This is a genomic window from Flavisolibacter ginsenosidimutans, assembly GCF_007970805.1.
Taxonomy (GTDB): Bacteria; Bacteroidota; Bacteroidia; order Chitinophagales; family Chitinophagaceae; genus Flavisolibacter; species Flavisolibacter ginsenosidimutans.
The window spans coordinates 88,603-114,167 of the sequence record NZ_CP042433.1 but is presented as its reverse complement, the minus strand read 5'-3'; the positions used below and the strand labels follow the sequence as shown (position 1 = coordinate 114,167).

Annotated in this window: 10 protein-coding genes; all 10 read right to left on the bottom strand. The window is 45.9% G+C overall.

Annotation, left to right across the window (positions count from 1 at the left end; translation table 11 throughout):
• Positions 1 to 464: 464 nt before the first annotated feature.
• Complete coding sequence (locus FSB75_RS00375) at positions 465 to 3,536, bottom strand: glycoside hydrolase family 2 protein (RefSeq protein ID WP_227990722.1); 3,072 nt, start codon at positions 3,534 to 3,536, stop codon at positions 465 to 467.
• A gap of 90 nt (positions 3,537 to 3,626) precedes the next feature.
• The gene (locus tag FSB75_RS00370; protein ID WP_146781323.1) at positions 3,627 to 4,601 is read right to left on the bottom strand and encodes a pectinesterase family protein; all 975 of its coding nucleotides are present in this window, start codon (positions 4,599 to 4,601) and stop codon (positions 3,627 to 3,629) included.
• Positions 4,602 to 4,636: 35 nt separating this feature from the next.
• Positions 4,637 to 6,280, bottom strand: a complete 1,644-nt coding sequence (locus FSB75_RS00365; protein ID WP_146781322.1) for a glycoside hydrolase family 28 protein — start codon at positions 6,278 to 6,280, stop codon at positions 4,637 to 4,639.
• 66 nt (positions 6,281 to 6,346) lie between these two features.
• The gene (locus FSB75_RS00360) at positions 6,347 to 7,279 is read right to left on the bottom strand and encodes an alpha/beta hydrolase (RefSeq protein ID WP_227990721.1); all 933 of its coding nucleotides are present in this window, start codon (positions 7,277 to 7,279) and stop codon (positions 6,347 to 6,349) included.
• A gap of 27 nt (positions 7,280 to 7,306) precedes the next feature.
• Positions 7,307 to 9,817, bottom strand: coding sequence for a glycoside hydrolase family 95 protein (locus tag FSB75_RS00355; RefSeq protein WP_146781321.1), 2,511 nt, complete (start codon positions 9,815 to 9,817; stop codon positions 7,307 to 7,309).
• Positions 9,818 to 9,941: 124 nt separating this feature from the next.
• Positions 9,942 to 11,855 (bottom strand): RagB/SusD family nutrient uptake outer membrane protein, encoded by a 1,914-nt coding sequence (locus FSB75_RS00350; protein WP_227990719.1) that lies wholly within the window; start codon positions 11,853 to 11,855, stop codon positions 9,942 to 9,944.
• 28 nt (positions 11,856 to 11,883) lie between these two features.
• Positions 11,884 to 15,174: a SusC/RagA family TonB-linked outer membrane protein gene (locus tag FSB75_RS00345; RefSeq protein WP_146781319.1), complete on the bottom strand. Its 3,291-nt coding sequence runs from the start codon at positions 15,172 to 15,174 to the stop codon at positions 11,884 to 11,886.
• 527 nt (positions 15,175 to 15,701) lie between these two features.
• On the bottom strand, positions 15,702 to 20,102 hold the full coding sequence (locus FSB75_RS00340; protein WP_146781317.1) for a hybrid sensor histidine kinase/response regulator transcription factor: 4,401 nt from the start codon (positions 20,100 to 20,102) through the stop codon (positions 15,702 to 15,704).
• Positions 20,103 to 21,565: 1,463 nt separating this feature from the next.
• Positions 21,566 to 24,031, bottom strand: a complete 2,466-nt coding sequence (ppsA, locus tag FSB75_RS00335; RefSeq protein ID WP_146781315.1) for a phosphoenolpyruvate synthase — start codon at positions 24,029 to 24,031, stop codon at positions 21,566 to 21,568.
• Positions 24,032 to 24,426: 395 nt separating this feature from the next.
• Positions 24,427 to 25,542, bottom strand: coding sequence for a D-TA family PLP-dependent enzyme (locus FSB75_RS00330; RefSeq protein ID WP_146781313.1), 1,116 nt, complete (start codon positions 25,540 to 25,542; stop codon positions 24,427 to 24,429).
• Between the last annotated feature and the right edge of the window lie 23 nt (positions 25,543 to 25,565).

The following is a 25,565-nucleotide window of genomic DNA, read 5'->3' as shown; positions in this document are numbered from 1 at the left end:
ATTAACAAGGTAACTCCCGTTCGTCTGAAGTATTTTAGAGGTAATCTGCTGCCGGTCATTGATTGTATGGCAGAATCACAGCAAGGCGAGAAAGGTGCCTGATGCCTAGGCCTTTTCATCATAACATTGTGTTTTAAAAAATTTATTTAATACAGCAATCAACGGGGTAATGGAAGAAATCTGCAATGCCGTTTGAATAAACAAACAATCGCAATCGAGCCTTCGTAAAATAGTCGAAGCGGTGATGATTAATTCGTCTCGTCATCCGGAATTCATCCGGCGAACGAACTCTTTTTGCAATGAAAAATTACAGCATTGGAACCGTTTGCAATACCATTTTCTATGCAAACGATTGCGTTACCATAGCGGCTTTTCACCCAATCTCTACCGGATAGTTTTGATGAGGATAAAAAGATTTGCATTGCCAATAATTTAAGTCCTTGCTTAAATAACCAAGATTGTTTTCATCGCTTATTAGCATACTTCAACAAGTTCAGTAGCAACTGTTGACCAATAATATTTGCTTTGTTTTGCTGCGAGGCATTGAAGGTGTTCATCGCTGCGTTCTCGCCTTCGCCTTCTGCTTTTTTGCCAACACTTGCATCACGCAAGCAGGAAAAAATATCAAGGGTGCAGAGAATGATTTTTCCTCTCCCGTGCGGCACAATGCTTAGCGCCGAATACACTTCTGGCTTGTGATCGGCCACGCAAGCCACGACGGTTTCACCGTTGAAAAGACACAATCCTAAACGGTTTTTGTTATAAGTGGCGAAGCACTGGTATTCCCAATTAAAGACTTGCGCTTGCGGAAGGCCGTTAAACAATTCGTGTTGCTTGGAGAAAAAGTTACCACCGTACCAGGTTGTGCCCATCACTTTGCTGCCTCTGTAATCGATGACTTCTTTTCTTCCCAAGTGATCAGCCCAGGCCTCGACGTTGTTGTTTAACACGATCAGCGTGTTGCCATCGTTCACCCATTCCAAGATGTCGGTCACCAGTGGATTGCCCGTTTGCTGCGGTAAAGCAGCGCCTACAAGCAAATACTTCCCTTCGGGCCTGCCAGAACGATACGACTTGGGTGTGATGCCGAGCGTTTTTAAATACGCTGCGTACACACCGGTTGAATCGGCGATCATGCCGTCACTTGTGATGTTTGAAGCATCCAAACGAATAGCATAAAGTTTATCGTCACCTTTTGCAACGGTCTCGCCGTCGCGTTGCAATTCCGCTGTAACGGTTGTGTAACCTTCGGTCTTTGCAACGAGCGACAATCCCGATGAAAGGGCTTCTCCATAGACCGCGCCGCCTGTGAGTTTTACGGGAATGACTTTCTCTAGCAACAGCTTACCACTTTCATCTTTTGCCTTTACCAGTAAAGAATAATCGCCGTGCAAATCTTTTTGATTCACCACGAAAAAATCAACCGTTGCGGTATCGCCAACGGCCATCACTTTGCGGTTCATCTTTACTGATACATAGAGAGGACTGTTGTATCGTGCAATCAATTCAGGATTGCCTTTGAGGTTACGGTAATTGTCAACGATACCTGAATGATTTTCCAGCTTCATGCTTTCCCAACCGTTGATGGCATAACCATCAATGATGTTGTTGATGTGTACGTTTTCAATCACTCTTCCTTGATAATAATAAGCCACATTACCCATGGCTTTCGTTAAGCTATCAACGTTTGGAAAGGCTTTCAAAAAACCGGGATGTGTTTTTAGAAACGTGTCGTATGCATCGAACCATTTCAAGAAATTGTCACTCTCCCAACCAATGTCTTTGCCGGTTTTTAAAATTTCATCGCGTATCAATTGCAAACGCGGCGGCGTGCCGATAGCGCCTTCTTCGCCGTAGTAAATGATCTCGTCTTTGTGGTCAAAATACTTGGCGTAATCGATAGGGCTTTTGTAAAGAGCGTCGTGATACGTGCCCGGTCCGCCGGCGTGGTGCTGATCGAACCAACCGTAATCAAGAAACGTAAAATCATACTGAAGCAAATGCAATTTGAACCGCGGATCGTGCCCCAATTTAATATCGCCGTTCGAGGAGTTGTAAGTCATGATTCGCGTCGGATCAAGATGATGACCCGCAAGCATCTCGGCACTGTCTTGCGCTTGCGGTTGTGCGCCGCGTTCGTTGTGCATGTTGTAGATGACAAGCGACGGATGATTGCGGTCTCGCTTTATCATGCGAAACAGTTTTTCGTTTCTAGTCGCGAAATAAAAATCCGCCTGCATTTTTCCCAAAGGATCTGTTGCGTTGAAACGATCGGCCGGATATTGATTGCCGCCGGGTTCTTCAAAATACAGAAGACCCAATTCATCGGCATAATCCAATACAGCCTGCTGACCGATGGTGCGGTGAAAGTTTAGCATGTTCATGCCCAATTTCTTTGCGTCCAGAATTTGTTTCTTCGCTAGCTCGTCGGATGGCGCAATGCCGTTCACCGGCCAAAAGCCCCAAGAAATAGATGTGATAAGAACAATGCGTTTACCGTTCAGATAAAACTGCTTGTCACCGGCTATATCTCTTACTTCAAACCATCGAAAGCCGAAGCGCTGCGTGTAATCGTCTTTCGTTTTATCAGCACCTTTCCATTGCACATTCAATACATAAAGATTGGGCGAATCAACGCTCCACAACTTTGCATGGTCAACCGATATGGTAAATGTTTTTGAAGAAGTACCATTTGCAAGCGAAGAAACGGGATAGCTCTTTTCATACACAACTTTACCGGACGTTTTTGCTTCTTTCACCTGCAAGACGAAAGTCCCGTTTACGTTCGTCTGAGTTTCATTCTTTGTTGTTACGTCTACATTAATTTCATTCACATTCGGTTTGTTCTTCACAAACACATCGTCTATATAAACCTTGTCCGTTGCTATCAATTTTACTTTCCCGGTGATGCCGCCAAAACCGTGAGTGGGATTGGTGCGGTAATCGCCCCAGAGAAAATTTTGCGAGTCGCGCCAATCAAAATTCCCATTGGGATCGGTGATGCGAACAACGATTTCATTTGGTGCGCCGTAGTTCACATAATCTGTTACATCAACGTCAAACGGTGTGCTGTTTACGAGGTCATACCCAGCAAGTTTTTGATTGACGTAAACCTCGGCACGAAAACGAACTGCGTTAAAGTGCAAGGTGATGCGCTTGCCTTTTTGTGTTGCCGGAACAGCGACATTTGTTGTCCACCACGACACGCCTAAATAATTTCCCGCCACCCCAAAAGAATTGCCGTTGCGTCCCCAGTAATATTCTTCAACCGTTGCCGGCAAGTGAACGGTTTTACCGACAGCTTTCTTCAAGGCATTCCACCCACCCGTTGGAAGATTCAGCGGTAAAGTTTTTACATCAACCGGTGGCGCATAAAGTTTGTCGTGCTGCCACTCTGCTGCCGTGTCCAGCCAAAGCTTCCAGTTGTTGTTCGAAAGATCAACAACCGTACGTCCACTCTGCGCGGTTGTTCGATTTGCAAAAAAGAAAAGCAGCATTATCAACGCGAAACCGCGAAGCCTTTTTATCAATTGCATATAGTTACTTGTAGAACATTGTTGTGACTGGTGGGTAAAAATCAGATTCTCTCTTTCTAGACAAAAAAAGCGTTGTCAAACACGACCGTTTTAATTTTGTCCCTTAGTGTCGGGTTGAAATAAGATTCCAACCGACAAAATATTTGTGACGGTATATTCTTTCGCTTCATCCGCCGTTAATTGATGCGACCATGGTACGCGGTTCGCAGTTGAAGAGCCTTCGCCGTGATTACCAAACTCCGCATAAAAAGCGGTTTGTTCATTTTCCTTTTTGTCCCAATTGTGCCAGCCTTTTGGGTTTACCAAATTGCCAAGATTGCAATCAATAAAAACAACTTTCGCGTACGGCCGCCACGGCCGTCCCAAAAAATAAGAACCCGCGGGAGCACCGCCCGTTAAGTTGCAGTGACGAAAAACATAACCGTATTTTTTGTCTTGCAGGGTTGATGCCGCCGTGAAAAATCCGCTGCTTTTGCCGTAAAGCGTGCAGCTATCAAACAGGCAGGTTGACGAGCCAAAAATAAAATCAACCGTTCCTTCAATATAGCACTTGAAATAGTATTGACGACTGTCCGTGCCGTGTGTATACAGCGTGTCCTGAAACCCAAGGAAGCGGCAATTGATAAACTTTGCCCGGTCGCCGGTAACGCGTACTGCAACGGCTTGCCCAACAGGACCCGATGAATTTTCGAAGGTTATATTCTCTGCACTGAAGTCAGAACCAAAAATGAAAAAGCTGGCAGAACCCGATGTGCCAATGTCCTTGCCGGCGCTGTCTTTTTTGGAAGCGTAATCATCGTACGTGAGAATCGTTTTCTCTACGCTTTCACCGATGAAATGAACGTTTGTTTTTGATTCGGGCAAACGCAGCTTCTCTTTGTAAACACCGTTCCTGATAAAGATGATTGTTTCAAACTTGCTGAAATCCTTTACGGCGTCAATGGCTTGCTGAACGGTTCTATAATTGCCACTACCGTCCTGCGCAACAACAAGTTTTTGCGCCTGTCCAAAAACCGTTTGCGTCAAAAACCATACGCATAAAAAAAGAGATAGGGTGTATTTCATATTGACTTTTCGTTCTATTTAAATAGCGATGCAAGCTATTTGGCAGTGACCATCGTTGCGTTGGCGCCGTGGTTAAATTCAACCATGTTCGGATTGTTTGAAGACGCTGTGTTGGTCACAACAATGTTTCCGCTTTTCTCGCCGTTCACACTTAGCAAGCGCTCTGGGTTGGCTGTGTATCGAATACCGTTCAATTCAAGATGATTGCTGTTCTCCACGTAAATAACCGGCTTTGTTGTTTGGCTAAACAACTGCACGTTGTTCAAGTGAATGCCGTCTGCTTCAATGATCTCCGCACCTTTTGCGGTCTTCAATACCAAGTTGTCCAGGTAAATATTTTTAACACTCATCTCCGGCAAACCGCGGATAAACAAACCGCGTTCCGCACCGTTGCAAACAACGTTGCTGATATAAAAATTTTGAAACTGCGGTGTGGCTTCCGTGACTGTCGGAACAACAATCTTTTCATTCGCCGCAGGCGGCTTCATAAAATAATACATGTCGAAAAACACTGCGTCGTGCACAATGTCTTTCATGCGAATGTTTTTCACGTAAATATTTTCAACAACGCCTCCCCTGCCCCTTGCCGTTTTAAAACGAAGGCCAATGTCCGTACCCATAAACGAACAATCATACACAAAAACGTTTCGTGCACCGCCGCTCATTTCCGAACCAATTACAAAGCCGCCGTGTGCTTTGTAAACGAGGTTGTTTCGGATGATAACGTTCTCCGTTGGTTTGCCGCGTTTCCTACCTTCTTCATCACGACCCGATTTTATACAAATGCCGTCGTCACCGCAATCGAAGGTGCTGCCTTCAATCAAAACGTTCTTGCAACTCTCTACGTCAATGCCGTCGCCGTTTTGCGCATAATCGGGATTTTTTACCTGCACGGCCCGAACGGTTAAGTCTTCGCACAGCAAAGGATGCAAACACCAGGCTGGTGAGTTTTGAAATGTCACTCCTTCGAGTAAAACTTTTTTGCAATTGGCTAGAACAAGAAGATTCGGTCGTAGATAGTCTTTGATGTCGTCGAAGTCTTTTAAGGTTTGTCCCGGCTGAAGCGTTGCGTTTCGTTTTTGTTCGAAGGCCAATTTTGTTTTGGCCGATGGAAACCAAGTTCTTCCATCGCTGCTCACCAATCCACCCGAAGCCACTTTTCGTTTCCATTCGGCTTCGGTTAAACGATCTCTTCCAACCATGCGCCATGCATCGCCGTTGCCGTCAATCACGCCGCGGCCGGAGATGGCAATGTTCTCCAGGTTTGTTCCTCCAATCGGCGATTGGTTTCTTGCCGAACGCGAGCCTTCGAAATTGCCCTCGATTAATTTGTATTGGTTGAAATCAGTCGTAAACAGGAGCACCGCATCGCGAACCACGTGAAGATTGACGTTGCTCTTCATTTCAATTGGCCCCGTTAACCACAAGCCACCCGGAACCAAAACAACGCCGCCGCCTCTTGCGCTGCAATCATCAATGGCTTTGCTGATGCTCGTGGTGTTCAAGGTCAATCCATCGGCCACCGCACCGTAGCGAAGAACGTTGAACGTGTCCTTTTTAAAAACGGGTTCGGTGATTGTGGGAAGATTCGTCCAGGAAAACTTGGCTGCTGTTGATTGCGCTGTTGCAGATATCATTGCAACAGAAGACACAATGCAAGCGATAAAATTTTTTATCATGATTCTTGATTGAATAAACGGTTGCTCACTACTTGCCGACGGTTTGCGGAATAAAGCCCATCTCAATCAGCCACGCTTCGCACAACGTTGTCCATTGCTCGGTTGAGCCGGATTGTTGCGAAGCGCAATGGCATGACCGCCCTGTGGAAACACGTGCAGGCTGCACGACACTTTGTGTTCAAGCATGGATTTGTAAAACAACAGGCTGTTCATCGGCGGCACCGCGTTGTCGTTAAACGCACCGGCCATAAAAGCGGGCGGCGTTGTGGCCGTAACAAGGTTTTGCGTTGAGTACCGATCAATTAACTCCTGCGATGGCTTTTCTCCCAGTAAATTCTTGCGGCTGCCCGCATGGGCATAGGTTCCTAAGTCAATTACCGGCGAAACAAGGATCATGAAATTTGGATGAAACGAAACGTTGTTTAGCGAATCACCGATGGCCGAATAATCTTTGTCAACCGTGCCGACAAGACTTGCCAAATGCCCACCCGCAGACGAACCCTGTACGCCGATTTTATCTCCCTTTAGTCCCCACTTGCCCGCACCTGCACGAATGATCTTTATGGCCCGTTGTGCATCTTGCAAGGGACCAATTTCTCTTTGTTTCAAATCAGGCGAATTGGGCAGCCGGTAGTTCAAAACAAACGCACTGATGCCCATCGTGTTAAACCATTTTGCCAGCTGCGTTCCGCTGATGACGTAAGCCAACCGTTCGTAACCGCCGCCCGGACAAATCACCACCGCTGCGCCTTTGTTTTCACTGGCTGACGGAAAGAAAGCATACATGCCCGGTGTGCCCACGCGATAGATGCGTTCGGCCGCAATGCTGTCTTTTAAATTCATGCCTTTTGTGTTCGGCATTTTGCCTTTCGGGTACAACGGAATGAACTCCGCATATTTCTCCGGCGAGGTTTGCGCCCCCTGTGCAAAGGCGGCAAGTTGGAAACACAAGACGAATGCAACACCCAGATATTTCAAATACAAATAAGGACTGTTCAATGGAAAAGTTTAGCTATTTACGAATCATTATCTCGCAGCTCCTGCCTCTGTTTTTACTGGCGCAAAATTGAACGAGAGCACTTGTCCCGGCGTGGTCGGAACGTCGTATTCATATACCCTCAGCAAATTCACCGGTTGTAATTTTGCTTTTGCTGATACCAATGGTTTCTTCACTTCTGCAATTGCATAAAACGGATTTGCATTCACGCCTTTTGCTTTCATCAATTTGTTAGCATCAGGCTTCAATTCTTCATACACTCTTATTCTGCAATTACCGCCATTTTTTGACATAATCTTCAACGTTGTAACCTGCTTGTTCTTCCAACTCATGTCTATCACAAAACCACCGCGTGCAACCAAACCTTTCACGCTTCCACTTGCCCAAACATCCGGCAAGGCAGGCAACAAATGAATAGCGCCGTCGTGCGATTGCAACAACATTTCCGCAATGCCCGATGTGCAACCAAAGTTGCCGTCAATCTGAAAAGGCGGGTGCGCATCAAACAAGTTTGGATACGTGCCGCCGTTTTGCCCCGATGTTTCTTGCGGTGCAGGCGAGAGCTGATCGGAAATTAATTTGTACGCATGATTGCCGTCGAGCAGTCTTGCCCACCAGTTTACTTTCCAGCCCATGCTCCAGCCGGTTGATTTATCACCGCGATTAATCAATGATGTTCTCGCCGCGTCAAACAATTCTGGATTTTGATAAGGCGAAATTTGATTGCTCGGAAAGAGTCCGTACAAATGCGAAATATGCCGGTGCGTACTTTTCGGATTATCCCAATCCTGCAACCACTCCTGCAATTGTCCGTACTGACCAATTTGCATCGGCGGCAGCTTTGCCAATTTCGTTTTCAACGTATCGGCAAACAGTTTGTCGGTATTCAAGATTGTTGCGGCTTTGATGGCGTTGGAGAAAACGTCAAATACCAATTGGTTGTCCATTGTTGTGCCGGCACTTATACCAACACCGCTTTGATAGGTATTCTCCGGCGACATGGACGGTGCCACAACCAACCATTTGTGTGTTGGTTCTTCCTGCAACACATCGTCGTAAAAGGTTGCAATGCCTTTTAAAACCGGATAAACGTCTTTTAGAAATTCTTTGTCGCCGGTAAAGAGATAATGATACCACAAATGTTGTGTGAGCCACGCACCGCCCATCGGCCACATGCCGTAAAAGCCACCGTCAACCGGCCCGGTAATGCGCCACAAGTCCGTATTGTGGTGCGCATTCCAACCGCGGGCATGATACATTTTTGAAGCGCTTTCTTTACCCGTTACCGACAGGTCTTTTATCATGTCGAACAAAGGCTGGTGCAGTTCGGAAAGATTAGTAACCTCTGCCGGCCAATAGTTCATTTCGGTGTTGATGTTGATGGTGTATTTGCTGTCCCACGGCGGATTTAATTTGTCGTTCCATTTGCCTTGCAGATTTGTTGGTTGCGTACCCGGTTGCGAACCAGATATCATCAAGTAACGACCAAATTGAAAGTAGAGCGAAACGAGTTGCGGATCGGGTGTCGAATTGAATTCAGCAATGCGAACGTTGGTTGGCTTCTTTGTTTGTTCGTTGCTGCCAAGATCGAGTGAAACACGATTGAAATAAGATTGATAACTTTTGCTGTGCGCTTCTTTTGCGGCCTCATAATTTTTGGTCATGGCTTTTGCAAGAAAGCCAGCCGCTTTTGCCGACGGGTTGCCGCTAATGTCCTTGTACGATTTTACGTTGGTGCCAATGCTGACGTAGATTGTTGCCGCATCGGCACTGGTAATAACAAGACTTGTATCAGTTGCCGTTACTTTTCCGCCCTCAATTTTCGGTTGAACCTGCGCTTCAAATTTTACTCTTCCTTTTTTGTTGTCAACGTCGCTTGTTATGCCGGTTAAAATAAGTTGATTGCTATTTGTTTTTACACCGTTGATTTTATGCGGACTATTTGCCGATAATGTACACGTAATGCTTTTCGGCTTGTCGGCTGTTAATCGAATAATGATAACGCCATCGGATAGCGATGCAAACATTTCGCGTTTGAACGCAACACCGTTTGCTGTATAAGTTACCGATGCAACCGCATTTTGAATATCTAAATCACGATAGTAATTCGTCGCCGTTTCTCCTCCTGGAAAATGAATCAACAAATTGCCTACGGGCTGGTATTGCATGCCGTAGTTGTTGTTCTTTGGTGCGCTGCGCGGAAAGGTTCGGTTGGAGAGGTCTTGCGCTTCTTTGTACGCTCCTTCAAATAATAATTTTCTGATCGCCTGAATGCTATCGAAAGTACCTTCGAAAATGTTGTTACCGGGTTCACCGGCCCATACAGTTTCTTCGTTCACTTGCAATCGTTCGGTTCCAACTGTTCCAAACACCATCGCGGCCAGGCGTCCGTTGCCGATAGGCAGGGCTTCGTTCCAGTTGGCGGCGGGCTTGTCGTACCAAAGCTTTAAATTTTGATTTGGCTGTGCCTGCAAGTCGCCTACAAAAACTAAAACGGCCGCAACCAAATACAGCAGCTTCCTGTATTTTCTATTGTCCATCCATTTTTTTTAAAACGCTAACTAAAGTAAGATTGACGAAAAAATCTTTGGTAGTTCCTCCTGAGAACAGGAGGAACGGACACAAAGATTTATTTGCTTGTATATGAAAGAAAAATCTGATTGTTTAATAACCTGCGTTCTGTGAAAGGTTCGGGTTTACATCACGCTGCGTTTGCGGAATCGGCATTAGCTCAGTCTTGCCGGCCGTAAAGCCCATGGCAAAGGAATTTGCAAAGGTTAGCTGACCGCTTCCACCCAACCACCAGTTCACTCTTGTTTGGCCGGTTGGCGCATTGGCCGTTGAACTGGGTTTATAAAACGAATTCAGGAAGGGATTGAACGCATCCACATCAGACTTCGCGGGCTTCGTAACAAAATACAAGTACGTTGGTAATTGCGTCGCATCTCTTGCATACAGCGGACCGTCTTCCATGTAACTGTAAAGCGCAAAAGGCGGATGCGAAGTTGCGGTTGCGTTGGCCCAGGCCGTTAGTCTTGCCCTTGTTTCGGTGATGGCCGTACCCAATAAATTCCAGCGAAGCAAGTCATATTTGCGAATGCCTTCGTCGCCAAATTCGAGCATTCTTTCTTTCACCAGAAATTTAAAGAACGCATCTTTTGTGGTTGGAATCACCGGCGGTGTTTCCTTGTAAGCGCCACCGTGGCCTCGCAAATTTATTTGGCTTACAGCGCTGATGGCAGCAGCGGTTGGTCCGTTGTTCAATTCATTCTCTGTTTCGGCATACCACAACAACACATCGGCAAAACGAATGAGCGGCCAGCTCAATTCCATGTTCTGCAAACTGTTGTTTGTTGCTGGCCGGCTTGACGTTGAGGAATTGCCTGCGCTGAACACAAAGCCTGGATTGCTCACCCATTCCTTGCGAAACTTCCCGTCGTAAATAGCGTTCATCGCGTGACCGGTTTTAATGGTATCAAACGTCACCTCGTACGGCACGCAAGTCACGTCTCTGCGAACGTCGGTTGAATCGAACATGTAAAAGTAGTTGGGCAAAATGTTCACGCCGCCACCGCCAACACCGTTCACTCTTGTGCCGGTTTGAATGCCCAATTTGCTATCGGAGTTTGTGCCGAATGCCATTGACGCCACCATCATAAATTCACCGGCGGGATCGTTGGTGTTGTGCGCCAGCAAATAATCTTTGAAAAGACTTTTGTACGAAGGCAACAAAGAATGCTGGTTCGGATTGGCAATGATCTCGGCGCATTCGTCGTGCGCAATTTTATAGAAGTCCAAATAGTTTGACGGCCGAACCATTTGACCGCCGGTTACAGGCAATTTATAACCGCCTCTTGCCAACGCAATCTTTGCCCGCAGTGCTTTGGCCGTTCCTTTTGTAAAGCGTTGGTCAACGGGATCCCCAATGTTTCCAACTTCTGTTCGCCACGGCATGAGCGTTTGTGCCAAAGCCAGGTCACTGATCAAATGGTCGTAAATCGAATCAACGCTTGTTCGTGTTTTGTACAAATTTGTTTCGTTTTGCGAAGGTCCCCACTGCGCAGGCACGTCACCAAAATTGCGGCACAACTCATAATAAAATTGCGCACGAAGCACCAGGGCTTCACCGTACATGCGTTTTAATTGCGCTTGCTGCACAGAGCCGTTGGCGGAATACAATTCCATCTTTGGAATGTTGTAAATGCACAAATTGGCCCGCTCAATACCCTGGTACATTTGATTGAACGGATTGGTGATTTGCAGGTTACTCGGAATGCCAAGGTATTTCGCCAAGAGTTGTCCTTCATCGGTTGTTGGCGGGTTTGTTCCCTTTTGCATTTCATCGCTGTCGTACGGCCAATAACCGCTGATGCGGATGCCGTAGCCGTAATCGCCCAACAAGGAATTATACGCACCCAGCAAAGCTTTGCGGGCATTGGGAATGTTGTTGAAAACGTATTCGGTATCGAAGGAAGAAATGGCTTCCGGCGCAAGAAATTTTTTACACGATACAAAAGCGGCACTGGCCAGCACGACAAAAGCTGTCGTCATCGTGAGTTTAACAATCGTCTTTTTCATTTTATAAACGAGTTGGGTAGATGAAGAATTAAAAAGTAACGTTTACACCGGCCACGTAGGTTCTGGCTCTTGGATAAGCCGCATAATCAACGCCGGGTGTTGTGGGATCTGAACGTCTTGTGCTTGCATCCGGATCGTAACCTGTGTAACCGGTGATGGTAGCCAGGTTATTGACCGTCGCATAAATACGGAAGCTAGATATCTTGATTTTTGAAATCAAAGACTTCGGCAAATTGTAACCAAGGGTTACGTTGCTGATGCGGATGTAAGAACCTTTTTCCACCGCATAGCTCTGCGAATAAAAGCCGTTAACGCTTGTAGACGGGAACCAAATTTTTGCGTTGCTGTTTACACCCGCCATTGTCGTTGAATCCACACCCAAAATGTATTGCGTACCAGAAATGGTCACGACTTTCTGAATGGAGTTCCCGTTGTTGTCAATCATTTGCCAGCGGTCGTTGTCAAGCTTCAGCATGTTCACTTGCGAACCATAAGCACTGCCGTATTCAAGTTTGTTGGCGTTGAACACATCGTTACCGTAAACAAAGTTGGCAAACACACTCAAATCAAATCCTTTGTACGTAAGCGTTTGGCCAAAGCCACCGTAAAACTTCGGTTGTGCGTGACCAATGATCGTGCGGTCGTTGTCCGGATCGATCTTTCCGTCACCGTTCAAATCTTTAAACTTCGGCGAGCCGGGTTGCAAGGGATTTGCCAAAATGCTTGCAGCATTCACCACGCCTTTTTTTAACATGTACTGCGTATTGTACTGCGGATAGTTTGCGTTGGAGAAAGGCGAAGCCGTGAAGTCATTCATCGTGTAAAAACCATCGTTCACGTAACCGTACATCGCCCCCACTTCTTCGCCTACACGCAGTACGTAATCTGCGGGAAAATTGCTGCCGCTGAACCAGCCCGAGTTGCGCAGGATTTGCGTGTTTGGACCGAGAGACGTAATGCGGTTTTTGTTGAAAGAGATGTTGAAGTTGGCAGAATAACTAAAATCTTTTTTGCTGACGATGATTCCGGACAGTTGCAATTCAACGCCGCGGTTTTGCGTGGCACCAATGTTTTGAAACTGCGTTGTGTATCCCGTAGATGAAGGAATGGTTTGGTTCAGCAACAAATCTTTTGACTTGTTGGAATAAGCGTCAACCGTTGCTGTTAACCGTCCTTTGAAAAGTGTAACATCAAGACCGAGGTTTTGGGCAACCTGGCTTTCCCATTTCAAATTTTCATTGCCAAGGTTTGACGGCGTAAACACACCCACCAACGCACCGTTCAGGCCATAACCGACGTTCGAAGGCGCTGTGTATTGCGTGCGGTAAGAGAACGGGGTTATACGGTTGTTGCCCGACGTTCCGTAAGAAAAGCGAAGCTTCAAATCACTGATAGATTTGCTGGAGAAAAATTTCTCACGGCTTATTCTCCACGCCAATGCACCCGATGGAAAATAGCCCCAGGTATTCTTCTGGCTGAAGATGGAAGTACCGTCAGCACGGAAGGTGAACTTGGCAAGGTAGCGTTGATCGTAGTTGTAGTCAACCGTTGAAAAGAAAGAGGCCAGCGCCGTTGGTACCTGCGTAGAACTTGCCACAGGCTGCGGATAAGCGGCCGTAGAGGCAGCAGCCAATTGCAGGTTGTTGAACGCTTTATCTGCGGTTATGCCAATCGGGAAATAGCGAATGTCTTGTATCGAAGCACTGTTTGTTGTCTTCTGTATCTCCTGTCCTACCAAAACCGTCAAACTGTTTTTGCTCCTAAACAACGAAGTGTTGCTGTACGTAAGAACGTTGGAATTGGTGATTTGAACTGATTCTGTATTGTTCAACAAGATCAGCGGTTGCTTATTGTTGGATTTCGCGTTATTGGTTAACGTGTCATCAAAAGATTGGTTGCGTGTGCGGGTAATGTTGTACGCTGCGGTAGAACGAAAAGAAAGATTGTTTAAAATGTTGAATTGAAAATAGCCGTTCAAGTTTAGTTGCGTGCTGTACCGCCGCCGCGTTTCGGCATTGGCCAGCAAAATGGGATTGAGTACGTTGAAACCATTGCCTGCGTTATTCAAATCCAGGACAGGATCGTACGCATCTTCTTCTTCACCCGGAAGAATCAAGGGCTTGTAGCGAGTATATTGACGAAGCCTGTTTGATCCGGCGCCGCCGACATCAGACGTACCGGCACCGCGTACCAGTTGATCGGTATAACGTGTGTTGAAACCAAAGCGGAATCGATCGCTGGCCTTATGGTCTAACCGAAAGTTCAGGTTCTTGCGCTCAAGATCAGAATTAATCAGAATTCCCTGTTGCTTGTTTGCCGTCAGGCTCAAGTTGTACGTCGTGCTGGCATTGCCGCCTGATACGCTGACGTTGTGCGAAGATTGGAGAGCATTGGCACCCATAGTTCGATCCTGCCAATCATAGGTTGGATAGTTCTTGAATGAATTCACCGAATCCCATTTCAAGTTTGAACCAACGTATCGCGTGATGGAACTATCGGCAAGCCATTGGGCACGCTCCCATTGGTAGCGCACAAATTCGTAAGCGTTCATCATTGGGATTTCCTGCGCCAGCTTTTGCACGCCAACAAAACCGTTGTAGGCAACAACGGTTTTGCCGTTCGTATTCCGTCCGCCTTTGGTGGTGATTACCACAACCCCGTTAGCGCCTCTCGATCCGTAGATCGCCGTTGATGCGGCATCTTTTAAAACGTTTATAGATTCAATATCCTGGGGATTGAGAAGGGAAAGAGCATTGTCCGTAGGCACACCGTCTACAACGTACAAGGGTTCGGAGGTTTGCGTGATGGAGCCCCGGCCGCGAACGTTGATGATAGCGTCAGCCCCCGGTGCGCCTTCCGACATCGTAATTTGAACCCCGGCCAGCCTGCCTTGTAAAACTTCGGCTGTGTTGTTTAGCGGCACGTCCTTAATGTCTTTCGACCCGAGCGTTGAAGCGGAGGCAAGAAGGTCACGACGACGAACGGCCTGGTAGCCGATGACCACAACTTCGTTCATAGCGTTTGAAGCTGTGTTCAGGGTAACGTTTACCGTACTTCTTTGCCCTACCGAAACTTCGTTCGCGCTGTACCCAACCGAACTAAAAACCAGCACCGCACCCTTATCGGGAACGGCAATGCTGTACCCTCCGTTGTTGCCGGTAACCGTTGTTGTTTTGGTTCCTTTTAAAGTAACCGAAACGCCACTGATGGGCTGACTTGCACTGTCGGAGACCACGCGTCCGGAAACGGTTCGCGTCTGACCAAATGTCGTTGCGACACAAAGAAATGATAGCAGGATTAAGCAGAGCTTTCTTTTCATATAGAAGCTTTAGGATTTGACTTTCGTGAAAAAGTGAATGGTTCTACAAGGCGGATACAATGGAATGCGAAGGGGCAGGATAAGCAACAATCAACTTCCGATTATCGTGTCATTTTCTCCAATGGATGATTCCGATAATGCTTCAGACGAAGACGAACCAAACCTATTTAGCCAAAGAAGAAATGAGGTTCAATTATTAACCGAAACGGTTCAAATTTTGGTTAGCCAAAAAATCGTCTATTGAAAACCAATGCTCTATGTTTTAACTCAATTTTTTTGCGGTGGTCGAACAGAATGTGGGAATATCTAATTGGAAATGAATATTTCTTCCCGCGAGGAAACAAGAGCATCGTTTTAAAACCAAACGATGCGTTGCGAAAGGTTTAAGCAAGCATCGAAGGAAAAGTTCATCGCCGCGTCATTGGCGGTGAAATGAAAATTTTACAACTTCTAAACTCGAAGCGGAGCATTGGCAATTTTGGAAAACAAAAACTTAGCGAGTGCCAGCCTGGCACTCTTCTGAACGATTATAGGGCTTTTGATTTCCCGTAATCGGAAGGCGATACGTGGTATTTTTCTTTGAAGCAGGTGCTGAAATATTTCGGGCTGCTGAAGCCAACCGCGTAGGCCACTTCAGAAACATTGGCCCCGCCGCCTTCCAATAATTGCTTCGCCCGTTGCAAACGCATGTCGCGGACAAATTCTACCGGTGCAAGGTTGGTTAGGCTTTTGAACTTTTTATAAAAAGTCGTCCGGCTCATCGCCATTGATTCGGCAACGGTTTCGATATTGAAGTCAACGTCGGCCATCCCTTCTTCCACAACTTTGATGGCGTCTTTTAGGAAAGCCTCGTCTTTTGAAGTGATCAAAACAGGGCCGGGGCTTAAGGAAACAGGCTGCTTTTTTTGGACCAGGCCCTCGAAAAGTTTCCTTCGCTGGCGAAGAAGGTTGTTGATGGAAGCGAAAAGGAATTCGCTATTAAATGGCTTTGTGATGTAATAATCGGCACCGTAGTTCAAACCTTCGATCTGGCTTTCGATGGAATATTTTGCCGACAGCAGCACCACGGGAATATGACTGGTGCTTACGTCGTTCTTCAGTTTATCCAGCATTTGAATGCCGTCCATCTTTGACATCATGATATCGCTCACGATAAGATCAGGAAGCAGCGCCAATGCCTTTTGCAAACCTTCTTCGCCGTCCTGCGCCGTTTCCACGCGGTAGAACTCACCGAGTTGTCCTTTTATAAAAGAACGGAGTTCGTCGTTGTCTTCGACCAAAAGAACCAGCGGCGATTGCTCGTCTCTCGGCGATGTTGGATAATGACCCTGCGGCAGGATTTGTTGTTCAATGGGCGTTTCGTGCGCCGGCGCTGCTTTCGGTGCATCAACGAATGAAACCTCGTTCGACCTGTAATGTTCAGAACCGGATTTCAACTTAACCGTGACGGTCAAACCGCCATCCGTATTGTTCTCTGCCCAAATTTTTCCACCATGCAGATGAACGAATTCTTGCGAAAGTGCCAGGCCAATGCCGGTGCCTTTGGCTTCCCTGACGTTTGAGTTTTCCCCTTCGTGAAAAAGCTCGAAGATGTCTTTCAAATTTTCCTTCGGCACACCCGGCCCCTCGTCGCAAACGGAAATGGAAAAGCTTTGCTCTTCCGAATCGGATTGAATGTTGATTCGAATCGCTTTTCCTTCGGGTGTAAATTTTACGGCATTGCCCAAAAGATTGTAAACAACAACGTCAAGCTTTTCTGCATCCACCCATGCAAACAATTCTTTCTGGCCCGCTGATACTTCCAACTTGATTCGTTTGCCCCGGGCTGCCTCTGTAAAATGATCGGTGACCTTTTTTACGAAACTGACGATCTCAACCCTTGAAATGCGAAGCGTTGCTTTATCACTTTGAACCTTTCGCAAGTCAAGCAATTGGTTGATGAAGCGCACCATGCGGGCTGCGTTCTTTCGGGCAACGTCAACGTACGATGCACCTTCGGAAGAAAGCTTTTCTTTTCTTGCCAGTTGTTCAAGCGGATTGACAATAAGTGTAAGCGGCGTTCTTAATTCATGCGAGGCGTTGGTAAAGAAATTCAGTTTGAGTGCTGCTAGCTTTTGTTCAACAACAATTTTGTTGCGCAACCGGATCATGGCAACCGCATAGCGCCAAATGAAATAGGCCAGCACGATGACAAGAATCGCATACAAAACATAAGCCCACAATGTTTTCCACCAGGGCGGAAGAATGGTAATGGACAACCGCTTGTAAGGATGATTCGAATATAAATCTGTACTGAGGCTTTTCACTTCAAACACGTAATGTCCCGGCGGAAGATTGGTGTACGTTGCTCTTCTAAGTTGACGGTCGTTGTGCCACAACGTATCAAAGCCCACAAGACGATAAGCAAACTCCTGCCGGTTGCCGGCGCGGTGATCAAGAATGGCGTAGTCAATGCTGATGATGTTCTGGTTGTATTTTAATTGCAGTTCGGAAGCATAGTTGATGCCGTTTGTCAGGATCGTTTGATTTAGCCCAGGTCCTGCATCTTCGTTGTTGATTTGCAAATGCGTGAAGGCAATATTGGCCGCAATGCGAGTGCCGTTAATGCGTTCGGGATCAAAGGCGAGATAACCTTTTGTCGTACCAAATATCAATTGCCCGTTTGACAACCTGGGACAAGCTGCTGATTCGGAAAAACCAACCTTCGGCAAGCCATCGTACGAATCATAGTTGCGAAACGTTTTTGCCTCCGGATTGAATTTCGACAAACCGTTTTCAGTCGCAATCCACAAGTTGCCGCTTTTGTCTTCGGCACAGCTCAATGCGTAATCATTGGGCAGCCCATCCTTCGTTGTATAGGTCTCAAACTTTAGTGATTGAAAAGGCGAAGAACCAACGGCTAAATCAAAACCACCACCCGATGTTGCCAGCCACATTCTGTTCTTCGAATCACGGAAAACATATTGAACGTTGTTGTTGCCAAGGCTCTGAACATCGCCCGGTATTTTGCTGTAGGTTGCAAAGCGGTATGCAGAGGAATTATTTTCATCTGCGCTCATGATCAACAAGCCATCCGTTGTTCCAATCCAGATGTTTCCTGCTCCATCGGTTGTCATGTTCCTGATCTTGCGAAAAGTATTTTTCGGATAATCCTTAAATGCGTCGCCTGAATGAACGAATCTTGATGAATCACCTTCGCTCTGCACAAGAAAAAGTCCTTCGTCGAATGTTCCAATCCATATTCGTCCGACGCGGTCTTCCAACAACGAATAAATTTCATTGCCCGTTAACGAATTGACGTTGTTCTTATTTGCCTCATAATGCGTGAGGCGGTATTTTGTTTCTTCCTTATTCAAAGGCGTGGCTTTAAAAAGACCAGCCCCTTTTGTGCCAATCCAAACGTTTCCGCGACTGTCCTGCAGAATCGAATACACAAGCCCCAGGCCTTTTTGCGGTTCGTTTTCAAAAAGACCTGAAATCTTTTTCCCGTTTTGATACACGAAAAACCGTCCGCTTCTTGTTCCAAGCCAAAGACGGGCCTTGTTGTCCGAAAAAATGCCCCGGATCTCGTTATCTAAAATTGAAACTTCCGGATCGACGAGTAGTTGCTGCTGAAAGTTATCGCCTTGGAAAATAATTTTTACCAACTCGCGTCCGTTTACGCGAAGCCAGAGAATGCCGGCCTGATCGTAGTAAATATTATACACGATTTCGGGCAAGCGAAATGCGGCAAGATCGGCCGTGTTGACGGTGAAGCTCATTGCAGCCGTCACAGGATTGTAATAACCAAAACCGCCGCCCCGCATGTTTACCCAAACTTTTCCGCTGTTGTCTTCAAAAACCTTAAAGCGATTTCCAATGGAATTGTATGGGTCTTCAACCTTTTGCGAAAAACTCTGGAAAGTGCGTTTGACAGGATCAAAGCGGATAACGCCTAATTTATCGGGCTCTATCCACAGGGTTCCGGAATTGTCTTCATAAATAGAATGCAGGGCCTCTGCGGATTGATAACCTGTTACAATGAATGATTGGTCGTTCGGATTAAACGCAACTATTTCTCCAACGGACGTTGACGCATAAACAAGCGGTGTTTTCTTCGATCGCTGCAAACCATTAATCGTTCCGCCCGAAATTCTTCGTTCGGAAAATGTTTTTGTTTTCTTGTCATAGACGACAAGATTACCTTCCGCCGTACCGAAATACAGTTGGTCTTTGCCCTCATCGAAGACACTGAAATTATTCTTTACGGTTGTGTTCAATTCCAAGTTGCAACGCTTGTACTCGCCCTTAGCCGAAGGAACCAAGCAACACAAACCTTCCGGCGTACCAATCCAAATTTGGCGTGCACCATCTTCGTGGAAGAAATTAATTCGTTCAGAAGGCAGGTTGTAATCGCTCGACAGCCCTTTTTTGTAGCAAGAGAAAACGCCATTCGACAACGCGTTTTGGTTTACACAAAAAATTCCGTCCCTCACAGATTGAAGCCAAACCAAACCATCACCGACAAGCAGAATTTTTGTAAAGGCAACTCTTTGACCGTTCTTGCCGCTAATAAATTTTGACAAAGGCAGGAACTCTTCGGTTCGTTTGTCAAAGCGATAAACTTCTTTATCGTAGGCCTGAATCCAAAGAGAGTTGTTGCTGCCTTCAACGATTTGGTCAATACGGTCGTGGCCCAATTGAGAACGATCACCCGGTGATGATTTATAGGATATGAAACGATGCCCATCGAATCGGTTAATGCCATCCCACGTCCCAAACCACATGAAGCCTTCTCGGTCTTTTAACATGCAGGTCACGGCCTGGTGAGAAAGTCCCTGCTCGGTGGAGTAGTATTCAATTTTGCATTTAGGCTGACCAAATACATTTGATGTCAACAATAAATACAAAACCAGAACCGTAAACACCCGTTTGCAAACATCACCCATCTCTTAAATAATTAGCACCAGAAAATTGTTTTCGATTTTAGCGCCTGTCCCCATTAATTACAAGGTAGTGGAACGTACGCTTGGTTCTACATGATAATCTCCATCCCGGCTGGCATTTTACTTATTGAGCAAGCACTTTTGCTAAAGTAAAATAAATGCAGTCAAAACTTTTGTGTACCTACTGGTGCCGGATGGAAGTTGCTTAAATGAAAAGATGATTATGGAAGAGCACGCAAAAGCCTTTGATAAATAATTTATGCTAAGCTCTGCCTAACTATCAAACAATGAATTTTACTGCAAACAGAAAAAAGAGGGTTATATAGCTAGGTTGAAAAATTTTTAACAGCGTGTTGACCCCGATAAAAAAATGCCTTGTAAGTCAATAGCTTACAAGGCATTATCTTTTAAATTTGCGGACTGGACGGGACTCGTTGCAACTCCGCAATCAGTTGAGAAAGAATTACTTCTTATTTTCCTCGATTTTTTACTCGATTAACTTGAATGAACCGCATTTCTTAGACGCAGCTTTACACAAATTGAACTGTCTTTACAAATTTAGCTTGGGAATAGGTACGTCCAGTAAAAATTGGGTCGTCACAACCAAGTTCATCATTTGCCCAAAATGGGCTTGATGATGATTAGTAAATAGTATAAGCCAGTCATAATATTCGGAAACAAAGCAAGAATGTGGAAGAGCATATCATCCTGTACAGCCTGCATCAGGGTTGCTCCCCTTCCCACTAAAAATTTCCGAAACAACATTGCCTCTCTTTCCCTCACCAAAACCTAACCTCGTACAACGTAGGTTTGCTTGCTCGATTATCACGTAAAGAACATCCTGATTTGATTGCAGTCTCGGGCACTGTTGTTATCGCCAAAAATAAAAAACTGCTTGTTATTTTTGGGGTGCAAGTTGCAATACTCTTTGTTGGCCTTTTCAAACGGGACCACACGGTCGAAGTAAACAAGTGGTGGTTGCACTTTTCGTTGGCGTACGACAATCGGAAACCAAGAATCGGAACAACAGTTTGTGAGTGCAGCATAAAAACCATCCGTACGACACCCTGCATTTAACCGGATGAATACCGGTTAGATCGCAAACATCAGTTCGCACCATTATCGTTTTATGGTTACGTGGTGCGGTAACTTTTTTACCGTGTAGGAGCAGCACGCTGCAAACGTTCTGGCTGAAAAACCTGCAGCCAAACTTACTCATGGTTTTATGCACGACTTACACCCAAAGTAACGAGTGTGAAGTAGAACTTAGAGCCCACTGTTTTTGAAACCAATTGGTTTCACGTCTGCGCCGACAAGGGTCGTGCTTTTTCGAACCGCATCGGGAACTTTCCTACTTCTTTTCGTCTCCTCATGTTTAGTTTTCAGGAACTTGCGGTTAACATGCAAAAACGTCTGTAACAATTGAACAAGTTATCGGGTGTAGACTTTGTACTCAAAAGGTGTGACTACCGTTCAATTTGCAATTCACTGCCCGCAACAATTTTTTCGCTAAGTTTTTGTTCTACTGCATAAATCGCGTTTACCGTTTTCACAAGAGAATCGGGAGTAACCGAAATGCTATCGATGTGTTGTTCAACAAGGAATTGCGCAAAGTCAGGATAATCAGAAGGCCCTTGTCCGCAGATCCCCACTTTTACATTGGCTTCTTTCGCGACTTTAATCAACAGGCTAATCAACCTTTTCACGGCCGGATTTCGTTCGTCGTAGAGGTGCGAAACGAGAGAAGAATCCCTGTCCAATCCAAGTGTCAATTGTGTGAGGTCATTTGAACCAATAGAGAAACCGTCAATGTATGGCGCAAACTCTTCGGCCATCAAAATGTTGGACGGCACTTCGGCCATCAAATAAATTTCAAGGCCATTCTTTCCCCTTTCTAACCCAAATTCCTTCATCGTTTCCTGCACCTTGATCAACTCTTCCACAGTCCTGCAAAACGGAACCATCATCACTACGTTCATAAGTCCCATTTCTTGCCGCACTTTTTGAATGGCTTTGCATTCCAGGCCAAACGCTTCCTTGTATGCGGGCGCATAATAACGCGAAGCGCCGCGCCAACCGATCATTGGGTTTTCTTCAACGGGTTCGAAATGTTTGCCGCCAAGCAGGTTGAAATATTCGTTGCTTTTGAAATCGGAGAAACGAACAATCACTTTATTTGGGTAAAATGCCGCCGCAATTTTTGCAACCCCGTAAGAAAGTTTTTTGATAAAATAATCTTCTTCATTATCGAATCCACGGATGATTTTTTTTATGTTTTGCGAAAGCTCCGCATCATTCAAAGATTGATGGCGCAACAGCGCCAAAGGGTGAACCTGTATGTAGTTGTTGATGATGAACTCTTCCCGGGCCAGTCCCACGCCGTGATTTGGCAAATGCGAGAACTGAAACGCCATGTTGGGCGAACCCACGTTGAGCATGATCGGAGTGTTGACGCGTGGCAGGTCGTCAAGATCGAATTCTGTTTTGGTATAGTTGATGGCACCGTCATAAATGTATCCGGTGTCGCCTTCGGCGCAGGAAGCCGTTACCAATTGCCCTTCCGTTAACAGCGCTGTCGCATTGCCGCAACCCACAATTGCGGGCACACCCATTTCTCTGGCCACGATGGCTGCGTGACAGGTGCGGCCGCCTTTGTTGGTGATGATGGCCGATGCTTTTTTCATGATGGGTTCCCAATCCGGATCGGTCATGTCCGTCACCAAAACGTCACCTTCGTGAAACTGGTGGCCTTCGGCCACGCGGGTGTCCAGCGAGTACAAGATCGTTACATTTCCCGACGCAATTTTATCTCCGACCGCAATTCCTTTTGCTAAAAGTTTTGCCGCTTTCTCCGCATCATTGATGTGGTATTCGGTCACCTTGCGGTCACGCTTTTGCGAGTGAATAGTTTCTGGGCGGGCCTGCACTACAAACAACTGTTGCGTTTTTCCATCCACGGCCCACTCCACGTCCATCGGACACCAGTGTCCTTTTTTTCGACCGTAATAATTTTCGATGACAACAACCCAACTCGCCAACTTTAAAACCATTGCATCGTCCAAACAAAATTTCTCGTGCATGTGTTTTTCCGTAGAGATCACTCTCACCTTTTCGTCAGGGTCATCCCCATACACCATCATCACGTTTTTGTTGCCTAATTTTTTTTCGATAATCGGCGTCCAATCGTTTTTTAATGTGGGTTTAAACACAATGAATTCATCCGGTGACACAGCCCCCTGCACGATCATTTCACCCAGACCGTACGAACCATTGATGACAACTACATCTTTAAAACCGCTTTCGGTATCCAATGAAAATGCAACGCCGGAACTGGCCAAGTCAGAGCGAACCATTTTTTGCACGCAAACCGACAGTCCTATTTCGAAATGATCGTAACCAAATGTTTCGCGGTAAGAGATGGCGCGATCGGTGAAAAGTGAAGCAAAACAGTTGCGCACCGCATCGATAAGCGCACCGGGCCCGCGAACGTTAAGATAGGTTTCCTGCTGTCCCGCAAAAGAAGCATCCGGCAAATCTTCTGCGGTCGCTGAAGAACGAACTGCTACATCTGTATCAGGCAATTGATAAAACGCAGACAGCTTTAGATAAGCTTGTATGATTTCTTCGCCCAATGCTTTGGGAAATCTTGTGTTACGAATTAGCTGCCGAATTTTCTTTCCGCCTTTGCGCAAGGAGTCGATGTTGCTAAAATCAATTTCCTTGATGAACTGTTTGATGGATGGGCCTATTTCACTTTCTTCTAAAAAATACCGGTAAGCGTTAACAGTAATTACAAACCCATCTGGAATGTTGATGCCGAGATGGGTTAGGTGTTGAATCATTTCGCCCAGCGATGCATTTTTACCGCCAACTGACTCAATGTCTTCGAGGCCAACTTTGTTAAGGGGAACGATAAAATTAGTGATTGTCATGGTTTCAGTTTTATGATTTAAGAACTTCAGAACGCATAAGTCCAACGACGAACACGCTCAAACACGCTTGGTAATCACGAAATAAAGTTGGCTAACACGGAAATTGAACATTTTTGCTACCGATCAAATGAATGACCAGAATGATATCTGGTTACGACAACACCAGCCGCCTGTTGGTCTTTTCAAATAGAAGCGTCGAGGAATCAATCACAACAGACGAGATTGTCGATGCTCAAATACGAAAATCTATAATTGCAAAACGAATAACGAATGGTTAGCACGACACAAGGTAGAACGTCTATTTTACGGTCACTTGTTTTATGTACCAACAACACTTATCACTTTGCAAAACTCTTTCAAAGTGCCGACAACTTTTTTGTCGATTCACGTTGTATTTACGCACTGATGCGCCGGTCTCTTGCTGTAATTTCCCATTCGCCTTCTATCCTACCCTTATTACTCGTAACGGCCAATTTGTAAAGCGCAACGGTCGGGCAAATGTGATACGGCAACGCATACAACACATCACCAATTTTGAAGGAATGACCTTCCTTTACTGCAAGCACCATGTGTTCCTCGCTGTGCGAAACGGCTTGAAGTTCGGGAGCGTTCAAAAAAAAGACACGTTTTACCAAAGCATTTTCAGACGCAACGGATTTGTGCCCGAGGTCAATGCAAATTTTATCCTTTGCCGGCAACGAAATAATTCTTGTGACAAGGAGTGCAGCCGGAACAAAAGCTTGTTCGGGAATGGTTTCGCGGTAGCTCCAATCCCAAAAGATAAAGGTTCCCGGACTTACCTCCGTGTTCCTTCGCATCGAATGAATCTTGATCGTCGGCGAGCCTCCCGCAATCAACAAAGGAAAGCCATAGCCCTTTCTTTCAAGTTCTGCCCGCAATGCTTCAACCGGTTCAAAACAACGTTCACATATTTCGCGTCGCTCTTCTTTATCCACCTCATTGATGTGTCCATCGTAAGCATGCAAACCTTTTAACCGAATGCGGGGCAGCTTGGCAATTTTTTCAAATAAAGTCAAAGCTTCGTCGGGTGCAGTGCCGGTCCTGTTCATACCAACGTTGAGATCAAGAAATACAGAAAGAGTGATGCGGTTTTTTTTAGCTGTATCGGAAAAAAGCGAAGCAGATAAAAGGTTGTCGACCAGGCAAGAGAATTCTGTTTCTGGAAACAATTGCTGAAGTTGAAGGAACCGCTGCAACTTAACTTCCGTTGGCTGATAAGCCAGCAAAACATCCTTTGCACCGCACAGCCCGAGCAGTTCCGCTTCGGCGATGGTGGCACATTTAAATTTAGTGATGCCCGCTTTCATCATCAACATCACCGGCTCTTTTGCTTTGCAGGTTTTTATGTGCGGACGAAGCAAAGAAGCATCACCAACCGCATTTACCAAGGTTTGAATGTTTTGCTCCACCCGTTCAGGATAAACCACCAGCGAAGGCGAATCTAATTTGCTGACGTTTTCGATTTCGTACCAATTATTGATCCGCTTCATTTTAAAAAAAATAAGAAAGGATT